The organism is Actinoplanes sp. URMC 104 (assembly GCF_051386375.1).
GTDB lineage: Bacteria > Actinomycetota > Actinomycetes > Mycobacteriales > Micromonosporaceae > Actinoplanes.
The window spans coordinates 294,931-311,235 of sequence record NZ_JBPQTO010000007.1; the positions used below are offsets into that span (position 1 = coordinate 294,931).

At 72.1% G+C, this 16,305-nt stretch carries 14 protein-coding genes; 8 read left to right on the forward strand and 6 right to left on the reverse strand.

Annotated elements, in window-relative coordinates; translation table 11 throughout:
* Window positions 1-43 precede the first annotated feature (43 nt).
* Entirely contained in the window at window positions 44-2,398 is a 2,355-nt protein-coding gene (locus tag ACSNN8_RS23020; protein WP_436651360.1) for a sensor histidine kinase, read from the reverse strand.
* A 71-nt stretch (window positions 2,399-2,469) separates the two neighbouring features.
* A complete protein-coding gene (gene gsmA, locus ACSNN8_RS23025; RefSeq protein ID WP_436651362.1) occupies window positions 2,470-3,624 on the reverse strand; it encodes a sporangiospore maturation cell wall hydrolase GsmA in 1,155 nt (384 codons plus the stop codon).
* Window positions 3,625-3,855: 231 nt separating this feature from the next.
* Here gsmA and ACSNN8_RS23030 point away from each other — a divergent pair, with 231 nt between their 5' ends.
* Window positions 3,856-4,821, forward strand: a complete 966-nt coding sequence (locus ACSNN8_RS23030; protein ID WP_436651364.1) for a phosphatase PAP2 family protein — start codon at window positions 3,856-3,858, stop codon at window positions 4,819-4,821.
* The gene (locus tag ACSNN8_RS23035; RefSeq protein ID WP_436651365.1) at window positions 4,818-5,378 is read left to right on the forward strand and encodes a general stress protein; all 561 of its coding nucleotides are present in this window, start codon (window positions 4,818-4,820) and stop codon (window positions 5,376-5,378) included. Before ACSNN8_RS23030 ends, ACSNN8_RS23035 begins: the two co-directional genes overlap by 4 nt.
* Window positions 5,379-5,454: 76 nt before the next feature.
* Here ACSNN8_RS23035 and ACSNN8_RS23040 read toward each other — a convergent pair whose 3' ends face one another.
* Complete coding sequence (locus tag ACSNN8_RS23040) at window positions 5,455-6,225, reverse strand: RNA polymerase sigma factor SigF (RefSeq protein WP_436651366.1); 771 nt, start codon at window positions 6,223-6,225, stop codon at window positions 5,455-5,457.
* Between the two features lie 222 nt (window positions 6,226-6,447).
* Here ACSNN8_RS23040 and ppgK point away from each other — a divergent pair, with 222 nt between their 5' ends.
* Both ppgK and ACSNN8_RS23050 read left to right on the forward strand, forming a co-directional pair.
* A complete protein-coding gene (gene ppgK / locus ACSNN8_RS23045) occupies window positions 6,448-7,242 on the forward strand; it encodes a polyphosphate--glucose phosphotransferase (protein ID WP_436651368.1) in 795 nt (264 codons plus the stop codon).
* A 2-nt stretch (window positions 7,243-7,244) separates the two neighbouring features.
* Window positions 7,245-7,706 (forward strand): PPOX class F420-dependent oxidoreductase, encoded by a 462-nt coding sequence (locus ACSNN8_RS23050; RefSeq protein ID WP_436651369.1) that lies wholly within the window; start codon window positions 7,245-7,247, stop codon window positions 7,704-7,706.
* A gap of 38 nt (window positions 7,707-7,744) precedes the next feature.
* Here ACSNN8_RS23050 and ACSNN8_RS23055 read toward each other — a convergent pair whose 3' ends face one another.
* The 3 genes from ACSNN8_RS23055 to ACSNN8_RS23065 form a co-directional block, all read right to left on the reverse strand.
* Window positions 7,745-8,683 (reverse strand): hypothetical protein, encoded by a 939-nt coding sequence (locus ACSNN8_RS23055; RefSeq protein WP_436651371.1) that lies wholly within the window; start codon window positions 8,681-8,683, stop codon window positions 7,745-7,747.
* A complete protein-coding gene (locus ACSNN8_RS23060) occupies window positions 8,673-9,176 on the reverse strand; it encodes a SigE family RNA polymerase sigma factor (RefSeq protein ID WP_436651372.1) in 504 nt (167 codons plus the stop codon). The genes ACSNN8_RS23055 and ACSNN8_RS23060 overlap by 11 nt, the downstream gene beginning before the upstream one ends.
* A gap of 422 nt (window positions 9,177-9,598) precedes the next feature.
* On the reverse strand, window positions 9,599-10,222 hold the full coding sequence (locus ACSNN8_RS23065; RefSeq protein WP_436651374.1) for a hypothetical protein: 624 nt from the start codon (window positions 10,220-10,222) through the stop codon (window positions 9,599-9,601).
* 148 nt (window positions 10,223-10,370) lie between these two features.
* Here ACSNN8_RS23065 and ACSNN8_RS23070 point away from each other — a divergent pair, with 148 nt between their 5' ends.
* From ACSNN8_RS23070 to ACSNN8_RS23085, 4 genes are all read left to right on the forward strand, one after another.
* A complete protein-coding gene (locus tag ACSNN8_RS23070; protein WP_436651974.1) occupies window positions 10,371-11,099 on the forward strand; it encodes a spermidine synthase in 729 nt (242 codons plus the stop codon).
* A gap of 128 nt (window positions 11,100-11,227) precedes the next feature.
* The gene (locus tag ACSNN8_RS23075; protein WP_436651376.1) at window positions 11,228-13,192 is read left to right on the forward strand and encodes an alpha-1,4-glucan--maltose-1-phosphate maltosyltransferase; all 1,965 of its coding nucleotides are present in this window, start codon (window positions 11,228-11,230) and stop codon (window positions 13,190-13,192) included.
* A 38-nt stretch (window positions 13,193-13,230) separates the two neighbouring features.
* On the forward strand, window positions 13,231-14,991 hold the full coding sequence (gene treS, locus ACSNN8_RS23080) for a maltose alpha-D-glucosyltransferase (protein WP_436651377.1): 1,761 nt from the start codon (window positions 13,231-13,233) through the stop codon (window positions 14,989-14,991).
* Window positions 14,988-16,298: a maltokinase N-terminal cap-like domain-containing protein gene (locus tag ACSNN8_RS23085; RefSeq protein ID WP_436651378.1), complete on the forward strand. Its 1,311-nt coding sequence runs from the start codon at window positions 14,988-14,990 to the stop codon at window positions 16,296-16,298. Before treS ends, ACSNN8_RS23085 begins: the two co-directional genes overlap by 4 nt.
* The last annotated feature ends 7 nt before the right edge of the window (window positions 16,299-16,305 follow it).

Consider the following 16,305-nt stretch of genomic DNA (forward strand, 5'->3'; position numbering starts at 1 on the left):
CCCGAACCGCCCGGGCGACACCCCGCGCCAGGTGTGTCACGCGTTATTCGGCGCCCGCGGACGTCGGGTGGTGGTCGGGCACGGGGGCGCGCAGCGGGGCCGCGGCCGGGTCGTGCGCCGACGGGTCGGCGGCGGGCAGGGCGCTGAGCCCGGGCAGCCGGGAGTTCTCCATCGCGGCGCGCTCGGCGAGCGCGCGTTCCAGGGCTGCGCGGGCGGCGGCCTCGTCGGCGTCGTTCATGTCGGTCTCCTTCGATGAGGTGGGCAGCGTGAAGTGGAACCGGGTGCCGCCGCCGGGGTTGTCGGCCACGCCGATCTCGCCGCCGTGGCGTTCGACGATGTGTTTGCAGATGGCCAGGCCCAGGCCGGTGCCGGCGTATCCGGCCTCGGCGTGGGCGCGGTGGAAGCTGTCGAAGACGGCGGGCTTGTCGTCGTCGGGGATGCCGATCCCCCGGTCCGCGACCTCGATGCGGGCCCACCCGCCGCCGCAGTCGGTGGCGGTCACGTTCACCCGCGGCACGGTGCCGGGCCGTACGTACTTGAGGGCGTTGCCGAGCAGGTTGTCCAGCACGTGGCGCAGCATCGCCGGGTCGGCGGTGACGTCGGGCAGCGGGCCGACGTAGATCTGCGGCTGGTCCTCGGGGCGCAGGTGCGCGGTGCGGTCGTGGACCACCTCGGCGACCACCGCGGCGAGGCTGACCCGGCGGGTGCGCAGCGGGGCGTCGCGGGCGGTGGTGTACGCCAGCAGCGTGTCGATCAGCCCGGCCATCCGGTCGACGGCCAGCACGATCCGGTGCAGGCTGTCGCGGGCCTCGGTGACCGCGGGGCCGGCGGGCGCCTCCTCGAGGTCCTCGGCCGCGGCCTCGCAGTGCCCGCGGATGACCGCCAGCGGGGCCTTCAGGTCGTGCGCGACGACGCCGGCGAAGCCCGCCAGGTCGTTCTCGTAGCGGCGCAGGTCGGTGATGTCGTGGAAGACCGCGACCGCGCCGGGCTGGCCGGCGCTGGTGTCGAGCGGGCGGCCGTCGACGCTGACCAGGACGCCCTCCGGCCGCTGCGGGTTGCGCACGATCATCTCGACGCCGTCGCTGTGTTCGCCGCGCAGGGCCCGGATCAGCGGCAGCTCCTCGACCGGGAACGGGGTGCGCCCGTCGGGCAGGTAGAGGCCGTAGTGCCGCTGCCAGGAGTGCGGGTCGTTCTCGTCCTCGCCGACCCCGAGCAGCTGCCGGGCGGCGGGGTTGTGCAGCAGGAACGCGCCGGTCTGGTCGACCACGCCCACCCCGTCGCCGATGCTCGCCATGATCGCGCTGAGCAGCGCGGCCTGCCGGCGGCTGTCCTCCTCGGCCTCGCGCAGCTCGGCGGTCGCCTCCTGCACGCGCCGCCACGCCCGGGCCCGGCCGGTGGCCAGCACGTACACCAGGCCCGCCAGCAGCACGGTCATGGCGCTGCCGGTGCTCAGCAGCGTGAGCGGCATGCGGCTGGACGCGCCGGGCAGGTGCGACGAGTCGGCCCGGGTCACCAGCGTCCACTGCCGGTCGGCGACGCTGAGGTCCACGCTGCGCTCGAGGTCGGCGTCGCCCGGCACGTCGTACTCGGCGACCGCAGGCCGGCGGCCGTCGCGGTTGGTGGCCAGCAGCTTGCCGTCGAGCTGGCCCTGGCTGACCGTCGCGAGCACCCCGCTGAGGAAGTCCTCCCCGCGCAGGCCGAGCACGAGCCAGCCCTTGAAGTCCGGGTCATGCGTACGGGTCTGGATCGGCGCGGCGAAGACGAACGACCGCTGCTGCTCCTCCGCCGGCAGGTCGCGGTCCCGCAGCAGGACGTACGCGTCGGAGACGCTCGGCCAGCCGATGCGGCGCGCGTCGTCGAGGGCGGCGGCCGCCTCGGGCGCGGCGGCCACGTCGAGCCCGTTGAGCTGCGGCCCGGCGGCGTGCAGCGTCCGCGTGAAGATCGAGAAGTAGTGCTCGTCGTGGCCCGCGGCCGGGCGCAGCTCGAGGCCCTCGGCGCCGCGCGAGCGCCAGAGCCGCTGCAGGCCCGGAACCTGCTGGTCGGTGCCCGGCACGACGTAGGCGAGCGAGGCCGCGCCGATCAGCCCGGCCGAGTCGAGCGGCGCGGTCGCCGTGTCGAAGGCCTCCCACGTGAGGACGGGTTCGGTGGCGATGCCCGCGGCGGCCGTCTCGAGCAGCGAGCGGTAGCGCTCGGTCTCGGTCTGCACCGCCGCACGGGCCACGGCCGTCCGCTGGTCCATCACGCGCTCGGCGTTCTCGCGCTGCGCCGAGCGCATCCCGGCATGGACCGAGATCACCACGGTGAGCCCGACGAGCAGCACGATGCCGGCGAGGGTGACACCGGTGAAGCGCCCGCGACGGGGGGCCGCCGCGAGGGCCGAGAGGTCCGGTCGCTTCACTGAAGTGAGCATAAAGTGCAAATCGCCCCCGTCGGCCGGGGTTCGGCCAACGGGGGCGAGAAGAACGTCGCTTACTTCCAGATGTCGTACTGGTAGAGCTTCTGCTGCGCCATCAGCGTGGTGACCTTGGTGTAGTAGTTCGGGTCGGTGGCGTAGCCGGCCTTCCACACCTTCCAGATGAAGCTGTTCGCCTCGGTGGTGTAGTTGAAGGCGCCGGCGTAGCGGGGGTTCACCCGCAGGAAGTTGCCGTGGTCGCGGAACGAGTGCGCCATCGACGCGTACGTCCGGAAGGTCGCCACCGTCGAGAAGCAGGACCCGGCCTTGGTGCACTCCTGGGTGCGGTAGTCGTGGCAGCCGTTGGCCAGGGTCCCGTACCGGCCGCTCTGGCACTTGATGCCGAAGTAGTTGCGGTCGACGGTGGACAGGCCGCTGCGGCCCCAGCCGGACTCGAGGATCGCCTGCGCGATGGTCACCGACGCCGGTACGCCGTACTCGCGCCAGCCCTGCTGGGCGCCGGGCACGGCGGCCCTGACGAACTGCTCGGGGGTCAGCGTGGCGGCCGGCGACGACGGCGTCGGCGACGCGCCCGGGCACAGGCCGAGGGCGGGCGTGACGACGTACGCGTGGGAGATGTACGTGCCGTCGGACAGGCGGTTCCACTGGGTGGTCGCGCGGACCGTGCCCGCGACCAGCGTGCCCTGCACGTAGCAGACGCCCTGCACGACGGCGCCGCTGGTGACCACGCGCTTGACCGGCGCGGTGGTCGACGGGCCGGTGCGGATGTTCACCTTGCCGTCGGCGCTGCGGACCGTGCCGGCCTTGGCGGCGGTGGGCTTCGCGGCGGTGGGCTTGGACGCGACGGGCTTGGCCTTGACGGCCTCGGCCTGCGGCGAGCTGGTCGCGCACCGCTGCACGGTGCCGCTGCGGACGTACGCGTGGGTGACGAAGCCACCGGTGCTGAGCTTGTCCCACTGGGTGGTGGTGCGCACGGAGCCGCGCACGCTCTGCCCGGTGACCGCGCAGAGCGCGCTGACCTTCTGGTCGTCGCGCAGCGAGCCGAGCACCTTGGCGGCCAGCGACGGGGCGGAGCGCACCTTCAGCGTGCCGCGCACGTCGATCGTGGCCGGAACCGCGGCCGCGTGCGCCGCGGCGGGCGCGGCCACGAGACCGGCGCCGACGGCGAACACCAGCAGCGGGCCGGTGAACCGGCGGGCGTACTGCCTCATGGGAAAACGTCTCCTTCGTAGCGGGCGGCGTCCGTACGAAGGTCGCGGTGCGGCGTTGCGGGGCGAGAGCGCATCCGGGTGCGAACCGGTTGCGGCGATCGGCGGCCGGGTCGGCTGTGTCGTGCGGGACACGGTGCGACTTATGATGCGTACGCGATTGGGAAGGCGACCGGGTGGGAAACAAGCGCTGGCGTCCCCGCCCCCACGCCCCGGAGAAGGACACCGAAGCCCATGACGGTCCTGGCGTCCCCCGAACGACCGGCGACGACGCGTCCCCGAGGCGCCCGGCACCTGCTCGCCCCGCTCGCCGTCGCTCTGCTCGCCACCGCCGGCGCGTACGCCCTCTATCGGCTGTTCGTGCGCACGACGCTCGGCCAGCAGGTCGACACCGGCGCGATGCGCGGCGCCGACGTGCACCATCCCCGGGTGGTGGAGGTGCTGGACCGTACGCTCAACGGCACCTCGCTGGCCAGCCTCGTGCTCGTCTGCCTGTTCGCGGCGGTCTTCGGCGTGCTGCGCCGGCGGCTCGACCTCGCGGCCGGCGCGACGCTGCTGGTGCTCGGCGCGAACGCCACCACGCAGCTGCTCAAGACCCACCTGGCGCGCCCCGACCTGGACGGGTTCGCGATGCCGAACTCGTTCCCGTCCGGGCACACCACGGCCGCCGCGTCGGTGGCGTTCGCGGTGATCCTCGTGCTGCCGCAGGCGTTGCGCGGCACGGTGGCGCTGGCCGGCTTCGCGTACGTCACCGTGATCGCGGTGGCGACCGTGTGGGCCGCGTGGCACCGCCCCAGCGACACCCTCGCCGGGCTGATGGTCACGCTCGCCTGGGGCGCCGTGGCCGTGTTCGTGATCCGCGTGCTGCGGCTGCGTACCGCCGGCGCGCTGCAGCCGCCCGGCCGGTTGTCCATGCTGCCGCTGCTGGTCATCGGGGCGGTCACCGGCGTGGCGGGCCTGCTCGGGCTGACCGCGGTGGCGCTGTCCGAACGGGTCCTGCCCGACCTGGTCTCCGGCCGGTTCGCTTTCCTCTCCGGCTCGGCGGCCATCACCGCCGCCGCGGCCGGCGCCTTTCTCGTCTGGGTGCGGCTCGCCGCCGGCGACCGGCTGGTGCCGGACGTGACGGACACCCCCGGCGAGCCGCAGATCTCCGGCGTTCCGGCGACCGCCGGCCGCCGCGTCAAGGGAGGCACGAAATGACCATGCCCAATAGCCCCGACAACCCGGCGTCCGCGGGCAGCGTCCCGCCCGGCCCCGCAGGCGTGCCGAGCCTGCCCGCACAGACCGTGGCCGCGGGCGGCTCACCCAGCGTGGTGGTCGGCACCTACCCCGACTACGCGCAGGCGCAGAAGGCCGTCGACACGCTGTCGGACAACAAGTTCCCCGTCGAGCGCACCGCCATCATCGGCACCGACCTGCGCCTGGTCGAGAACGTGCTGGGCCGGCTCACCACCGGCCGGGCCGCGCTCGCCGGCGCGGCCAGCGGCGCCTGGTTCGGCCTGTTCGTCGGCCTGCTGTTCGGGCTGTTCAGCGACTCCGGCTGGTTCGCCGTCATCCTGGTCTGCCTGCTGATCGGCGCGGCGTGGGGCGCCATCTTCGGCGCGATCGCGCACGCCGCCACCGGCGGCCGCCGCGACTTCGCGTCGCGCTCGTCGATCCAGGCCGGGCAGTACGCCGTCGTCACCGACCCGGACGTCGCCGACCAGGCCCGCTCCCTGCTCGTCCAGCTCAACTGGCAGGCCAGCGGCGCGCAGTGACATGGCCTCGCTCCGCTCGGCGGACGACTGCGGATTGATCACCCCCCGGGCTGACTGGCCCGGGGGGGTGACGTCATCAGAGGGAGGCGCCCAGCTGGCCGCGGAGCTTGGTCAGGGCCCGGGTGAGCAGGCGGGAGACGTGCATCTGGCTGATGCCGATCTGCTCGGCGATCTGCGACTGGGTCAGGTTGCCGTAGAAGCGCAGCGTGAGGATCTTCTGCTCGCGCTCGTCGAGGGTGGCCAGCGCGGGGCCGAGGGCGACGCGGGTCTCGGCCAGCTCGTACTCGTAGTCCTCGCCGCCGAGGGTGTCGCCGAGCTCGGTGGAGCCGTCGGCGCTGATCGGGGTGGACAGGCTGGTGGCGTTGTAGGCGCGGGCGCCTTCCAGGCCTTCGAGGACGTCTTCCTCGGTGACGCCCAGGTGGGCGGCGACGTCGGCGACGGTCGGGGAGCGGCCGAGGCTGTGGGTGAGGGTGCTGTTGGCCTCGGTGATGGCCAGGCGCAGTTCCTGCAGGCGGCGGGGCACGCGCACCGACCAGGTGCGGTCGCGGAAGTGGCGCTTGATCTCGCCGATGATGGTGGGGATGGCGTAGCCGGCGAAGTCGACGCCGCGTTCCGGGTCGAACTTGTCGACGGCCTTGATCAGGCCGACGGTGGCGGTCTGGACGAGGTCGTCGGTGGGCTCGCCGCGGCCGGAGTAGCGGTGGGCGAGGTGACGGGCGAGCGGCAGCCACGCCTCGATCGCCCGGTCGCGCAGAGCGGCGCGAGACGGATGATCGGCGGGCAGCGCGGCGAGCGCGGTCAGGACTTCGGTGGCGGTCTCGGGCACCGCCGTCTGGGACACGGTCATCGGGGGTCTCTCCATCTAGCGGGCAGAGAGCCGTGCCCGCACGCGGCGACCTGGCTTGCTGGGTCAACGCTAGCCGAGGAGCCAGGCGTTGCCCAGCTGATCGGACGATGGGCGCGGCGCAAGTGTCCATGAGCGTCACCCGCGGGGGGATTTAATGTCGGAGCCGCGTGGTAAACAGCGGTTAACCAACTCCGCAGCACCGACGAGGACAGGGAAACAGGGATGGCCATACTCGGCATCGACATCGGCGGCTCCGGCGTCAAGGGCGCCCCGGTCGACACGGCGCGCGGCGAGCTGATCGCCGAGCGGTTCCGGGTGCCCACGCCGCAGCCGTCCGACGTCACCAGCGTCGTCGAGGCGGTCGCCGAGGTGGCGGCGCAGTTCGAGGGGTACGACCGGGTGGGCGTCACGTTCCCCGGCGTGGTGGTCGACGGGGTGACCCGCACGGCGGCGAACGTGGACAAGTCGTGGATCGACGCCCCGGCCGCGCGTCTGTTCGCCGACCGGCTCGGCAAGCCCGTGTCGGTGCTCAACGACGCCGACGCGGCGGGCGTGGCCGAGGTGGCGTTCGGCGCCGGCCGCGACCAGACCGGTCTGATCATGATGCTGACCTTCGGCACGGGCATCGGCAGCGCGCTGTTCCTCAACGGCACGCTGATCCCGAACACCGAGTTCGGCCACCTCGAGCTCGACGGCCACGACGCCGAGCTGCGCGCCTCCGACCGCGCCCGCGAGACCGAGGACCTCAGCTGGGAGAAATGGGCGCACCGCGTCCGCGACTACCTGCGCCACGTCGAGATGCTGCTCTCGCCGCGACTGTTCATCATCGGCGGCGGCGTCAGCAAGAAGGCCGATCGCTGGCTGCCGCTGATCGACATCCGGACGCCGATGGTTCCGGCCACGCTGCTCAACAACGCGGGCATCATCGGCGCCGCGGTGACCGCCGAGACCGACGCCACCGCCCCCTCCCCCGAGGGCGTCGCGCCGCACGAGGCCGGGGCGAAGGTGACGGAGTAACCATGCCGCGCACCATCGCCACCAACACCGAGGCCAGCCGCGAGGAGCTGCTCGAGTTCCTGCGCCCGCGGCACAAGGCCATCCTCATGACCACGCGCCGCGACGGCCGCCCGCAGGCCTCGCCCAACACGTGCGGCGTCGACAGCGAGGGCCGCATCGTCATCTCGACCTACCCCGAGCGGGCCAAGGTCTCCAACCTGCGGCGCAACCCGCAGGTGTCGGTGTGCGTGCTCTCCGACGACTTCGGCGGCGCGTGGGTGCAGGTCGACGGCACCGCCGAGGTGCTCGACCTGCCCGAGGCGCTCGAGCCCCTGGTCGAGTACTTCCGGGTGATCTCCGGCGAGCACCCGGACTGGGACGAGTACCGCCAGGCCATGCGCGACCAGGGCAAGTCGCTGATCCGCATCACGATCGAGCGCTGGGGCCCGATCGCCACCGGCGGCTTCCCGGCCCGCCTGGCCTGATCACCGGCGGCCGGGTCCGCGCGACCCGGCCGTCCGGCTCAACCCCGCCACTGCTCGAGGTGCTTCGCGGCGGTCCGCGCCAGCGCCTCGACCGACGACCGGTCCGACGAGATGTTCTCGTACCCGCGCGAGTCGACCACGGTGACCGCGTCATTCACGCGCACGGCAACGACGTACACGCTGGTCTTGGCGCCGTTGTTCATCGGCTCCCCGGCGCCGTCGGTCGCCTGGTAGGAGCGCTCGATCAGCACCGACTCGTCGCCGACGCCCAGCGAGCCGAGCACGTCGAACTCGTACTCCAGCCCGTTGTCGGCCTTGCCGCTCGGGCACTTCTCCACGGCCCGGCGCAGCTCGCCGAGGTAGTCGCGGGCCCCGTCGCCGCGGAAGACCGACACGGTGTTGAAGATCGTGTCGTCCGGGATCGAGCCGGGCTCGCTGTCCGGGCCGCGGTAGAAGAAGCGCACCCCGGCCTCCACCCCGATCTGCTCCCGGCTCGGGAACGTCGCCTTCGAGCAGAACTCGCGCAGCTTCTCGGGCTCGTCGAGGCGGATGAAGTCGCTGATCCCGTCGCCCGCGGTGAGCAGCGCCCGGGCGGGGACCGACTTGGGGACGGCCGGCCCCGAGGTGGTGGGCTTGGTGGTCGGCCCGCTGCTCGGCTCGCCGGTGGGCCCGCTGCCGGTCGACGGCGCCACGGTCGTCGGCGGCACGCTCACCGGCGCCGTGGACGGAGCGGCGATCTCGGAGGGCGCCACGCTCGCCGCCGGCGCCAGAGCGGTCTTCCCGGTGTCGTCGCGCGCGAGGGCCCAGCCGGCACCGATCGCCCCCACGACGAGCACCGCGGTCGCGGCGGCGGCCAGGCCCGCGCGGCGACCGGACCGGCGACCGGCCTGGCGGCGCAATTCGGGCCCGGACAGCAGCAGCCCCCGGTCGGCGTCCGACGAGAGGGCGGCGAACCCGCGCTCCACCTCATTCGACATCGTGCACCTCCGGCGTACGGGCGGGAGCGAGGATCGCGGCCAGCTCGGTGCGGCCACGGTGCAGACGGGACGTGACCGTGCCGACCGGGGCGCCGGTCTCGGCGGCGATGTCCGCGACGGGCAGATCGAACAGGTAGTGCAACGCGACCGCCTGCCGCAGCGGCGCGGGCAGCCGGCGCAGGGCCGCGGTCACCACTACGGCGTCCTCGCTGGGCGGGCCCACCGGCTCCGGCGGCCCCGCGCGCCGCACCGCCGCCCGCCAGCCGCTCAGCCGCCGCCACCGGTCCGTGGACAGCCGCGCCACGGTGAGCCGCAGCCACGCCTCGGGTGCCGGGTGGCCGCTGACCCTCGCCCAGCGGCGCCAGGCCCTGGTGTACGCCTCCTGCACCACATCCTGGGCCTCGGCGAGATCCCCGGTCAGCGCATAGCCGTAGCGCAGCATCCGCGCCGACGTGTCCCGGTAGAACTCGTCGAAGCCGTTGGCATCGCGCATCCGCGAAACTCCCCGCTCGTTCCCGCCTGTGCGCCGGTAACGTCCGGCGCCGCCAGAATGCTGCACGCGCACAAGATTTTCTTCCCCGATTCGAGCCAACCGGCGAATCACCTGTGGACAACGGGGGTGCGGAGGGTGGTTGCGGCATGGTGGTTGTGGATGGCGCCGCTTGATCATCGCCGCTCGTCGTAGGGTGGCGGCGGCCCCCGGGAGGGTGGGCTGCGCTGGTGGGCTGCGCTGGCGGGCCGAGCGGGCGGGCTGCGCTGGTGGGCTGGGCTGGCGGGCCGAGCGGGCGGGCTGCGCAGGCGGGCTGAGCTGCGCGGGCGGGCGGATCGGGCTCGAACGAGGTGTCGAGAACGACGAAAGGCCGGCACCCCCCGCAAGGGGTGCCGGCCTCGGAGTGTCAGCGCGAGCTCAGCCGCCTACTCGCCGTCGGCGCTGTCGGTGTCGCGGGGTGCCAGGCCGACCGCGCCGGAGGTGAGGCCGGCCGGCTCGGCGTCGAGCAGGTAGAGCAGCGCGTCGCGGTGCATCTCGGCCACCGGCTCGAGCAAGTCGGGGTGGCGCAGCAGCACGGCGGCGTCGCGGTCGCGCAGGTCGGGCTCGAGCAGGCGGCGGAACTCGGCGGGGGCGCCGCCGGTGTTGCGCGGGTACGGCAGCGGGCGGTCGTGGGCGAGCGGCACGGCGGCGATCACGGCGTCGACGCCGCGGCGGGCCAGGGCCGGGTCGGCGAGCAGGCAGGCGGCCCAGCTGACGACGACCTCGTCGACCCAGGTGCGCCAGCCCTCCTCCTCGGCCTCCTCGTCCTCGGGCTCGCTACCGGCGCGCCAGTCGAGCACCGCGGAGCCGCCGGGGCCGGCGATCGCGACCAGCGCGGCGTCGACCTCGGTGGGATAGCGCAGCCACGCGGCGACCGTCACGGCCTGCCGGGCCTGCAGCTCCGACAGCGTGTGGGCGATGGTGTCGGAGCTGCCGGCGGGGTAGGCCCGCGAGAGCCAGTGGGTGCTGGCCGCGATGACGGGCGACAGCTCGACAGACGGTCCAGCCACGTGATGCTCCCTCGGTTCCGGCGCGGCCCGGTCGGTCCGCGTCTCGAGGTACTCCTCGGCGGCGGTGGAGGGGTTCTTGAGTAGGGTGACCGTGATGGGACCGCACGGCAACCGACGCGCTCCCGTGCACGCGGCGGTCGACTCGGGGATGGCCGAGCTGCGCCCCGACCCGGCCCGTCCGCGGGGCTGGACGCTGCTGGTCGACGGCGTTCCCCAGTCATACGTGGACCTCGCCGATCCGGAGCACCTCGAGTTCCCGTACGTGCAGGAACTGGGACGGGTGGTGCGGCTGTGGCGCCCGGCCCGCGCGGCGCCGAGGGTTCTGCACCTGGGTGGGGGCGCGCTGACCCTGCCGCGGCTGATCGCGCACCGGCTGCCGGACGCCGAGCAGGTCGTCGTGGAGCGCGACGCGGGCCTGCTGACCCTGGTCGAGCGGTTCCTGCCGTTCCCCGCCTCGATCACGGTGGAGGTCGGCGACGCGCGGACCCGCCTGGAGCAGGCCGCGGAGGCGACGTACGACCTGATGATCGTGGACGTGTTCGAGGGCGCGGCGATGCCGGCGAGCGTGTCGACGGTCGGATTCGCGGAGGCGGCGCGGCGCGCGCTGCGGCCCGGCGGTCTCCTGGCGGTGAATCTGACCGACGTGCCGCCGCTCGCGCACACCCGGATTCAGACTGCGACAGTTTCGGCGGTCTTCGGGAATCCGGTGGTGCTGGGACCCGCGGCAGTGCTGCGCGGCCGCCGCGCGGGAAACGTCATTTTGCTGGCCGGTAACGTTCCGATGATCAAAGCCGGCAAGCATGAACGGGTGGTGCGCGGGCCCGAATCGGCGAATTTTGCCTCCGGTGCCCGAGCGCGCCTCGATGAGCCCGGGTGAACCGTCTCCGGTAGGTTGAGTCGCAACGGCAGCCACCGTTTGCGGCGCCTCCACGGCGGAGAAGTATGCCCTGACGGCGGTCTGAGTTCGCCGTACCCGCCCGCGCCCTTCTGATTACGGTGGAGATCATGACCGGTCGCTTTGCCATCGAAGACGTGACGCCCTCGGTCTCCTGTGGCCGCTACCCGGCAAAGGCTGTCGTCGGCGAACTCGTGCCGGTCTCCGCCGTGTCCTATCGGGAAGGTCATCACACGCTCGGCGTCAACGTGGTATGGCGCGGTCCCGACGGCGAGTCCGAGCCGTTCACCCGCATGCGCCCGGGCGAGCCCGGCCTCGACCAGTGGCACGCGACGATCCGGCCCGACCGGGTCGGCCGCTGGACGTTCACCGTGGAGGCGTTCGACGACCCGTACCGGACCTGGCGCGACGCGGTGGTCAAGAAGATCGGCGCCGGCCAGGGCCTCGAGGACCTCGCTAACGACCTGGCCGAGGGCGCCGAGGTGCTCGACCTGGCGACCAAGATCGTTCCGGCGCACGACGAGGAGCGGGTGCGGGAGGCGGCCGCGGCGCTGCGCGACGAGCAGCGCTCGCTGTTCGCCCGGGTCTCCCCCGCGCTCGACCTCGAGGAGCTGCTCTGGCACCACCCGGTGCGCCAGCTCGTGACGACCACCCGGTCGTACTCGATCTGGGTCGACCGCAAGCGCGCCCTCTACTCGGCGTGGTACGAGTTCTTCCCGCGCTCGGAGGGCGCCGAGGTCGGGCCGGAGGCCACCCCGATCAAGCACGGCACGTTCGCCACCGCGGCCGAGCGCATCCCGGCCGTGGCCGCGATGGGCTTCAACGTGCTCTACCTGCCGCCGATCCACCCCATCGGCAAGATCAACCGCAAGGGCCGCAACAACACGCTGGTCGCCCGCCCCGAGGACGTCGGCTCGCCGTGGGCGATCGGCTCCGACGAGGGCGGCCACGACGCCATCCACCCGCAGCTGGGCACCCTCGAGGACTTCCGCGCGTTCATCGCCAAGGCGCAGGAGCACGGCATGGAGGTCGCGATGGACCTCGCGCTGCAGGCCGCGCCCGACCACCCGTGGGTCACGTCGCACCCGGAGTTCTTCACCCGGCGCGCCGACGGCACCATCGCGTACGCCGAGAACCCGCCCAAGAAGTACCAGGACATCTACCCGATCAACTGGGACAACGACTACAAGACCCTGCGCGACGAGGTCTACCGCGTGGTCATGCACTGGGTGGACAACGGCATCAAGATCTTCCGCGTCGACAACCCGCACACCAAGGCGCTGAACTTCTGGCAGTGGCTGATCGCCAAGGTCAAGGAGCAGGACCCGGACGTGCTGTTCCTGGCCGAGGCGTTCACCCGGCCGGCCGTGATGAACGGGCTCGGCAAGGTCGGCTTCACCCAGTCGTACACGTACTTCACCTGGCGCACCACGGCCTGGGAGATGCGCGAGTACATGGGACAGCTGCTGCAGTCGATCGACTGGATGCGCCCGAACTTCTGGCCCAACACCCCCGACATCCTGCACGAGTCGCTGCAGCACGGCGGCCCGCCGATGTTCAAGATTCGGGCGGTGCTGGCGAGCATGCTCACGCCGTCCTGGGGCATGTACTCCGGGTACGAGTTGTTCGAGCACGTCGCCCGTCCGGGCGCCGAGGAGTACATCGACAACGAGAAGTTCGAGCTCAAGCCGCGCGACTGGGCCGCCGCCGAGCGTGCCGGCCGGTCGCTGGCTCCGTACCTGACCCGGCTCAACCAGATCCGCGACGCGAACCCCGCGCTGCACTGGCTCCGCAACCTGCGGTTCCACGAAATCGACAACGGGTCCCTGCTGTGCTTCTCGAAGCGTGACGCCGACACGGGTAACACCGTTCTCGTCGTCGTCAGCTTCGACTCGACGAGCGTGCAGTGGGGAAACACCGTGCTGAACATGCCGGAGCTCGGCATGGACTGGCACGACAGGTTCACGGTGGTCGACCAGATCACCGGGGCGACGTACGAGTGGGGGCAGCACAACGCCGTACGGATCGACCCGTACGTCGAACCGGCTCACATCTTCGTGATCCAGCCGTCGTAAAGATTCAAGTACCTGCGGGTGGGTAGGTGGGGAACCTGATGGACCAGAACGATCTCAACGCCGATCTTGTGGACGGCAGCCACATCGAGGACGGTGTGGTGGAGCACCCCTCGGCGGAGGACTACGGGCACGCCCGTTCGCTGCCGGCGGACCGGACGTGGTTTCAGCGGGCAGTCTTCTACGAGGTTCTGGTCCGGGCGTTCTACGACTCCGGTTCGGACGGCTCGGGCGACCTGCGCGGCCTGATCGAGCGGCTCGACTATCTGCAGTGGCTCGGCGTCGACTGCCTGTGGCTGCCGCCGTTCTACCAGTCGCCGCTGCGCGACGGCGGCTACGACATCAGCGACTTCTACAAGGTGCTGCCCGAGTTCGGCACGGTCGAGGACTTCGTGGCGCTGCTCGACGCGGCCCACAAGCGCGGCATCCGCGTCATCACCGACCTGGTCATGAACCACACCTCGGACCAGCACCCCTGGTTCCAGGAGTCGCGGCGTGACCCCGACGGGCCGTACGGCGACTTCTACGTCTGGAGCGACACCAGCGACAAGTACTCCGACGCGCGGATCATCTTCGTCGACACCGAGGAGTCGAACTGGACGTTCGACCCGGTGCGCCGGCAGTTCTTCTGGCACCGGTTCTTCTCGCACCAGCCCGACCTCAACTACGACAACCCGGCCGTGCAGAACGCCATGCTCGACGTGCTGCGGTTCTGGCTCGACCTGGGCATCGACGGCTTCCGGCTGGACGCGGTGCCGTACCTGTTCGAGCGCGAGGGCACCAACGGCGAGAATCTGCCCGAGACGCACGCCTTCCTCAAGCACTGCCGCAAGGTGATCGACGACGAGTTCCCCGGACGGGTGCTGCTCGCCGAGGCCAACCAGTGGCCCGCCGACGTGGTCGAGTACTTCGGCGACCCGAAGGCCGGCGGCGACGAGTGCCACATGGCGTTCCACTTCCCGCTGATGCCGCGCATCTTCATGGCGGTCCGCCGCGAGTCCCGCTTCCCGATCTCGGAGATCCTGGCGCAGACGCCGGCCATCCCCGACAACTGCCAGTGGGGCATCTTCCTGCGCAACCACGACGAGCTCACGCTCGAGATGGTGACCGACGAAGAGCGCGACTACATGTACTCGGAGTACGCCAAGGACCCGCGGATGAAGGCCAACGTCGGCATCCGCCGGCGGCTCGCCCCGCTGCTGGAGAACGACCGCAACCAGATCGAGCTGTTCACCGCGCTGCTGCTGTCGCTGCCCGGCTCGCCGGTGCTGTACTACGGCGACGAGATCGGCATGGGCGACAACATCTGGCTGGGCGACCGCGACGGCGTGCGCACCCCGATGCAGTGGACGCCCGACCGCAACGCGGGCTTCTCCACAGCGCACCCGGGGCGGCTCTACCTGCCGGCCAACCAGGACCCGGTGTACGGCTACCAGGCGGTCAACGTCGAGGCGCAGCGCGACAGCTCCACCTCGTTGCTGAACTGGACGCGTACGATGCTGGCCGTGCGACGCCGCCACGAAGCGTTCGCCGTCGGAACCTTCCGCGAACTCGGCGGATCGAACCCGTCGGTGCTGGCGTACCTGCGCGAGGACGGCGACGACGTCGTCCTGTGCGTCAACAACCTGTCGCGCTTCCCGCAACCGATCGAGCTGAACCTGCAGCACTGGAACGGGTACACCCCCGTCGAACTGACCGGGCACGTGAACTTCCCGCGCATCGGCCAGCTGCCGTACCTGCTCACGCTCCCCGGGCACGGCTTCTACTGGTTCCAGCTGTGCGGGGCTGAGGAGAAGCAATGACGCTGCCTTTCGCCGAATGGCTGCCACAGCAGCGGTGGTATGCCGGGCGCACCCGCACGCTGTCGTCGGTCAAGGAGGCGTCGAGCACGACGCTCGCCGAGAACCTCGACCTGGTGCTGATCGACGTCGAGTACACCGACGGCAGCTCCGAGCGCTACCAGGTGGTCGTCGCCTGGGAGTCCGGTCCGATCGTCGAGTACAGCGCGGTGGCGACCATCGGCACCGACGGCGACCGCACCGGGTACGACGCGCTCTACGACCCGAACGCCGCCCGCAAGCTGCTCGCGCTGATCGCCGAGGGCGGGACCGCGGGCGACGTCACGTTCGAGCCGGAGCCGGGCGCCACCTTCCCGGTGGAGTCGTGGCCGCGGGTCTTCGACGCCGAGCAGAGCAACACCAGCGTGATCTTCGAGCAGGACGCGATCCTCAAGGTGTTCCGCCGGGTGTCGCCGGGCATCAACCCCGACATCGAGCTCAACCGGGTGCTGGGCCGGCGCGGCAACCCGCACGTGGCGAAGCTGCTCGGCTCCTTCCACACCAGCGAGAGCGGCGAGCCCTGCCCGCTGGGCATGGTGACGGCGTACGCGGCCAACTCCGCCGAGGGCTGGGCCATGGCGACCGCCTCGGCGCGGGACCTGTTCGCCGACTCGGAGTACGGCGCCGACGAGGTGGGCGGCGACTTCCAGGGCGAGTCCTACCGGCTCGGCGAGGCCGTCGCGTCGGTGCACGCCGACCTGGCGGAGGCGCTCGACTCGGGGCCGTCGGCGTTCCCGGTCGACGCGATGCTGGCCCGGCTGCGCGAGTCGGCGCAGTCGGTCGCCGAGATCCAGCAGTACGTGCCCGCGATCGAGCAGCGGTTCCGCGACCTCGACGGGCAGCAGGTGCAGGTGCAGCGCGTGCACGGCGACCTGCACCTGGGCCAGGTGCTGCGGGTGCCGGAGGGCTGGCTGCTCATCGACTTCGAGGGTGAGCCGGGCGCGCCGCTCGACCAGCGGCGCCTGCCGGACTCGCCGCTGCGCGACGTCGCCGGGGTGCTGCGCTCGTACGAGTACGCGGCCTACCAGCTGCTGGTCGACCAGGACGACGACGAGCACCTGGCCGCCCGCGCCCGGGAGTGGGTCGACCGCAACCGCGCCGCGTTCTGCGACGGATACACGCATGTCGCCGGCGCGGACCCGCGCGAGCAGGGTTCGCTGCTGGCGGCGTACGAGCTCGACAAGGCGGTCTACGAGGCCGCGTACGAAGCCCGGCACCGGCCCGGATGGCTGCGGATCCCGCTGCGGTCCATCGCCCGGCTCGTCGGCTGACCGCTAC

What these genes read in the sequence shown, in the direction of transcription:
- gsmA (WP_436651362.1), bottom strand. Translation starts at nt 3,624, where the DNA reads ATGAGGCAGTACGCCCGCCGGTTCACCGGCCCGCTGCTGGTGTTCGCC.
- ACSNN8_RS23030 (WP_436651364.1), top strand. Translation starts at nt 3,856, where the DNA reads ATGACGGTCCTGGCGTCCCCCGAACGACCGGCGACGACGCGTCCCCGA.
- ACSNN8_RS23035 (WP_436651365.1), top strand. Translation starts at nt 4,818, where the DNA reads ATGACCATGCCCAATAGCCCCGACAACCCGGCGTCCGCGGGCAGCGTC.
- ACSNN8_RS23040 (WP_436651366.1), bottom strand. Translation starts at nt 6,225, where the DNA reads ATGACCGTGTCCCAGACGGCGGTGCCCGAGACCGCCACCGAAGTCCTG.
- ppgK (WP_436651368.1), top strand. Translation starts at nt 6,448, where the DNA reads ATGGCCATACTCGGCATCGACATCGGCGGCTCCGGCGTCAAGGGCGCC.
- ACSNN8_RS23050 (WP_436651369.1), top strand. Translation starts at nt 7,245, where the DNA reads ATGCCGCGCACCATCGCCACCAACACCGAGGCCAGCCGCGAGGAGCTG.
- ACSNN8_RS23055 (WP_436651371.1), bottom strand. Translation starts at nt 8,683, where the DNA reads ATGTCGAATGAGGTGGAGCGCGGGTTCGCCGCCCTCTCGTCGGACGCC.
- ACSNN8_RS23060 (WP_436651372.1), bottom strand. Translation starts at nt 9,176, where the DNA reads ATGCGCGATGCCAACGGCTTCGACGAGTTCTACCGGGACACGTCGGCG.
- ACSNN8_RS23070 (WP_436651974.1), top strand. Translation starts at nt 10,371, where the DNA reads ATGGCCGAGCTGCGCCCCGACCCGGCCCGTCCGCGGGGCTGGACGCTG.
- ACSNN8_RS23075 (WP_436651376.1), top strand. Translation starts at nt 11,228, where the DNA reads ATGACCGGTCGCTTTGCCATCGAAGACGTGACGCCCTCGGTCTCCTGT.
- treS (WP_436651377.1), top strand. Translation starts at nt 13,231, where the DNA reads ATGGACCAGAACGATCTCAACGCCGATCTTGTGGACGGCAGCCACATC.
- ACSNN8_RS23085 (WP_436651378.1), top strand. Translation starts at nt 14,988, where the DNA reads ATGACGCTGCCTTTCGCCGAATGGCTGCCACAGCAGCGGTGGTATGCC.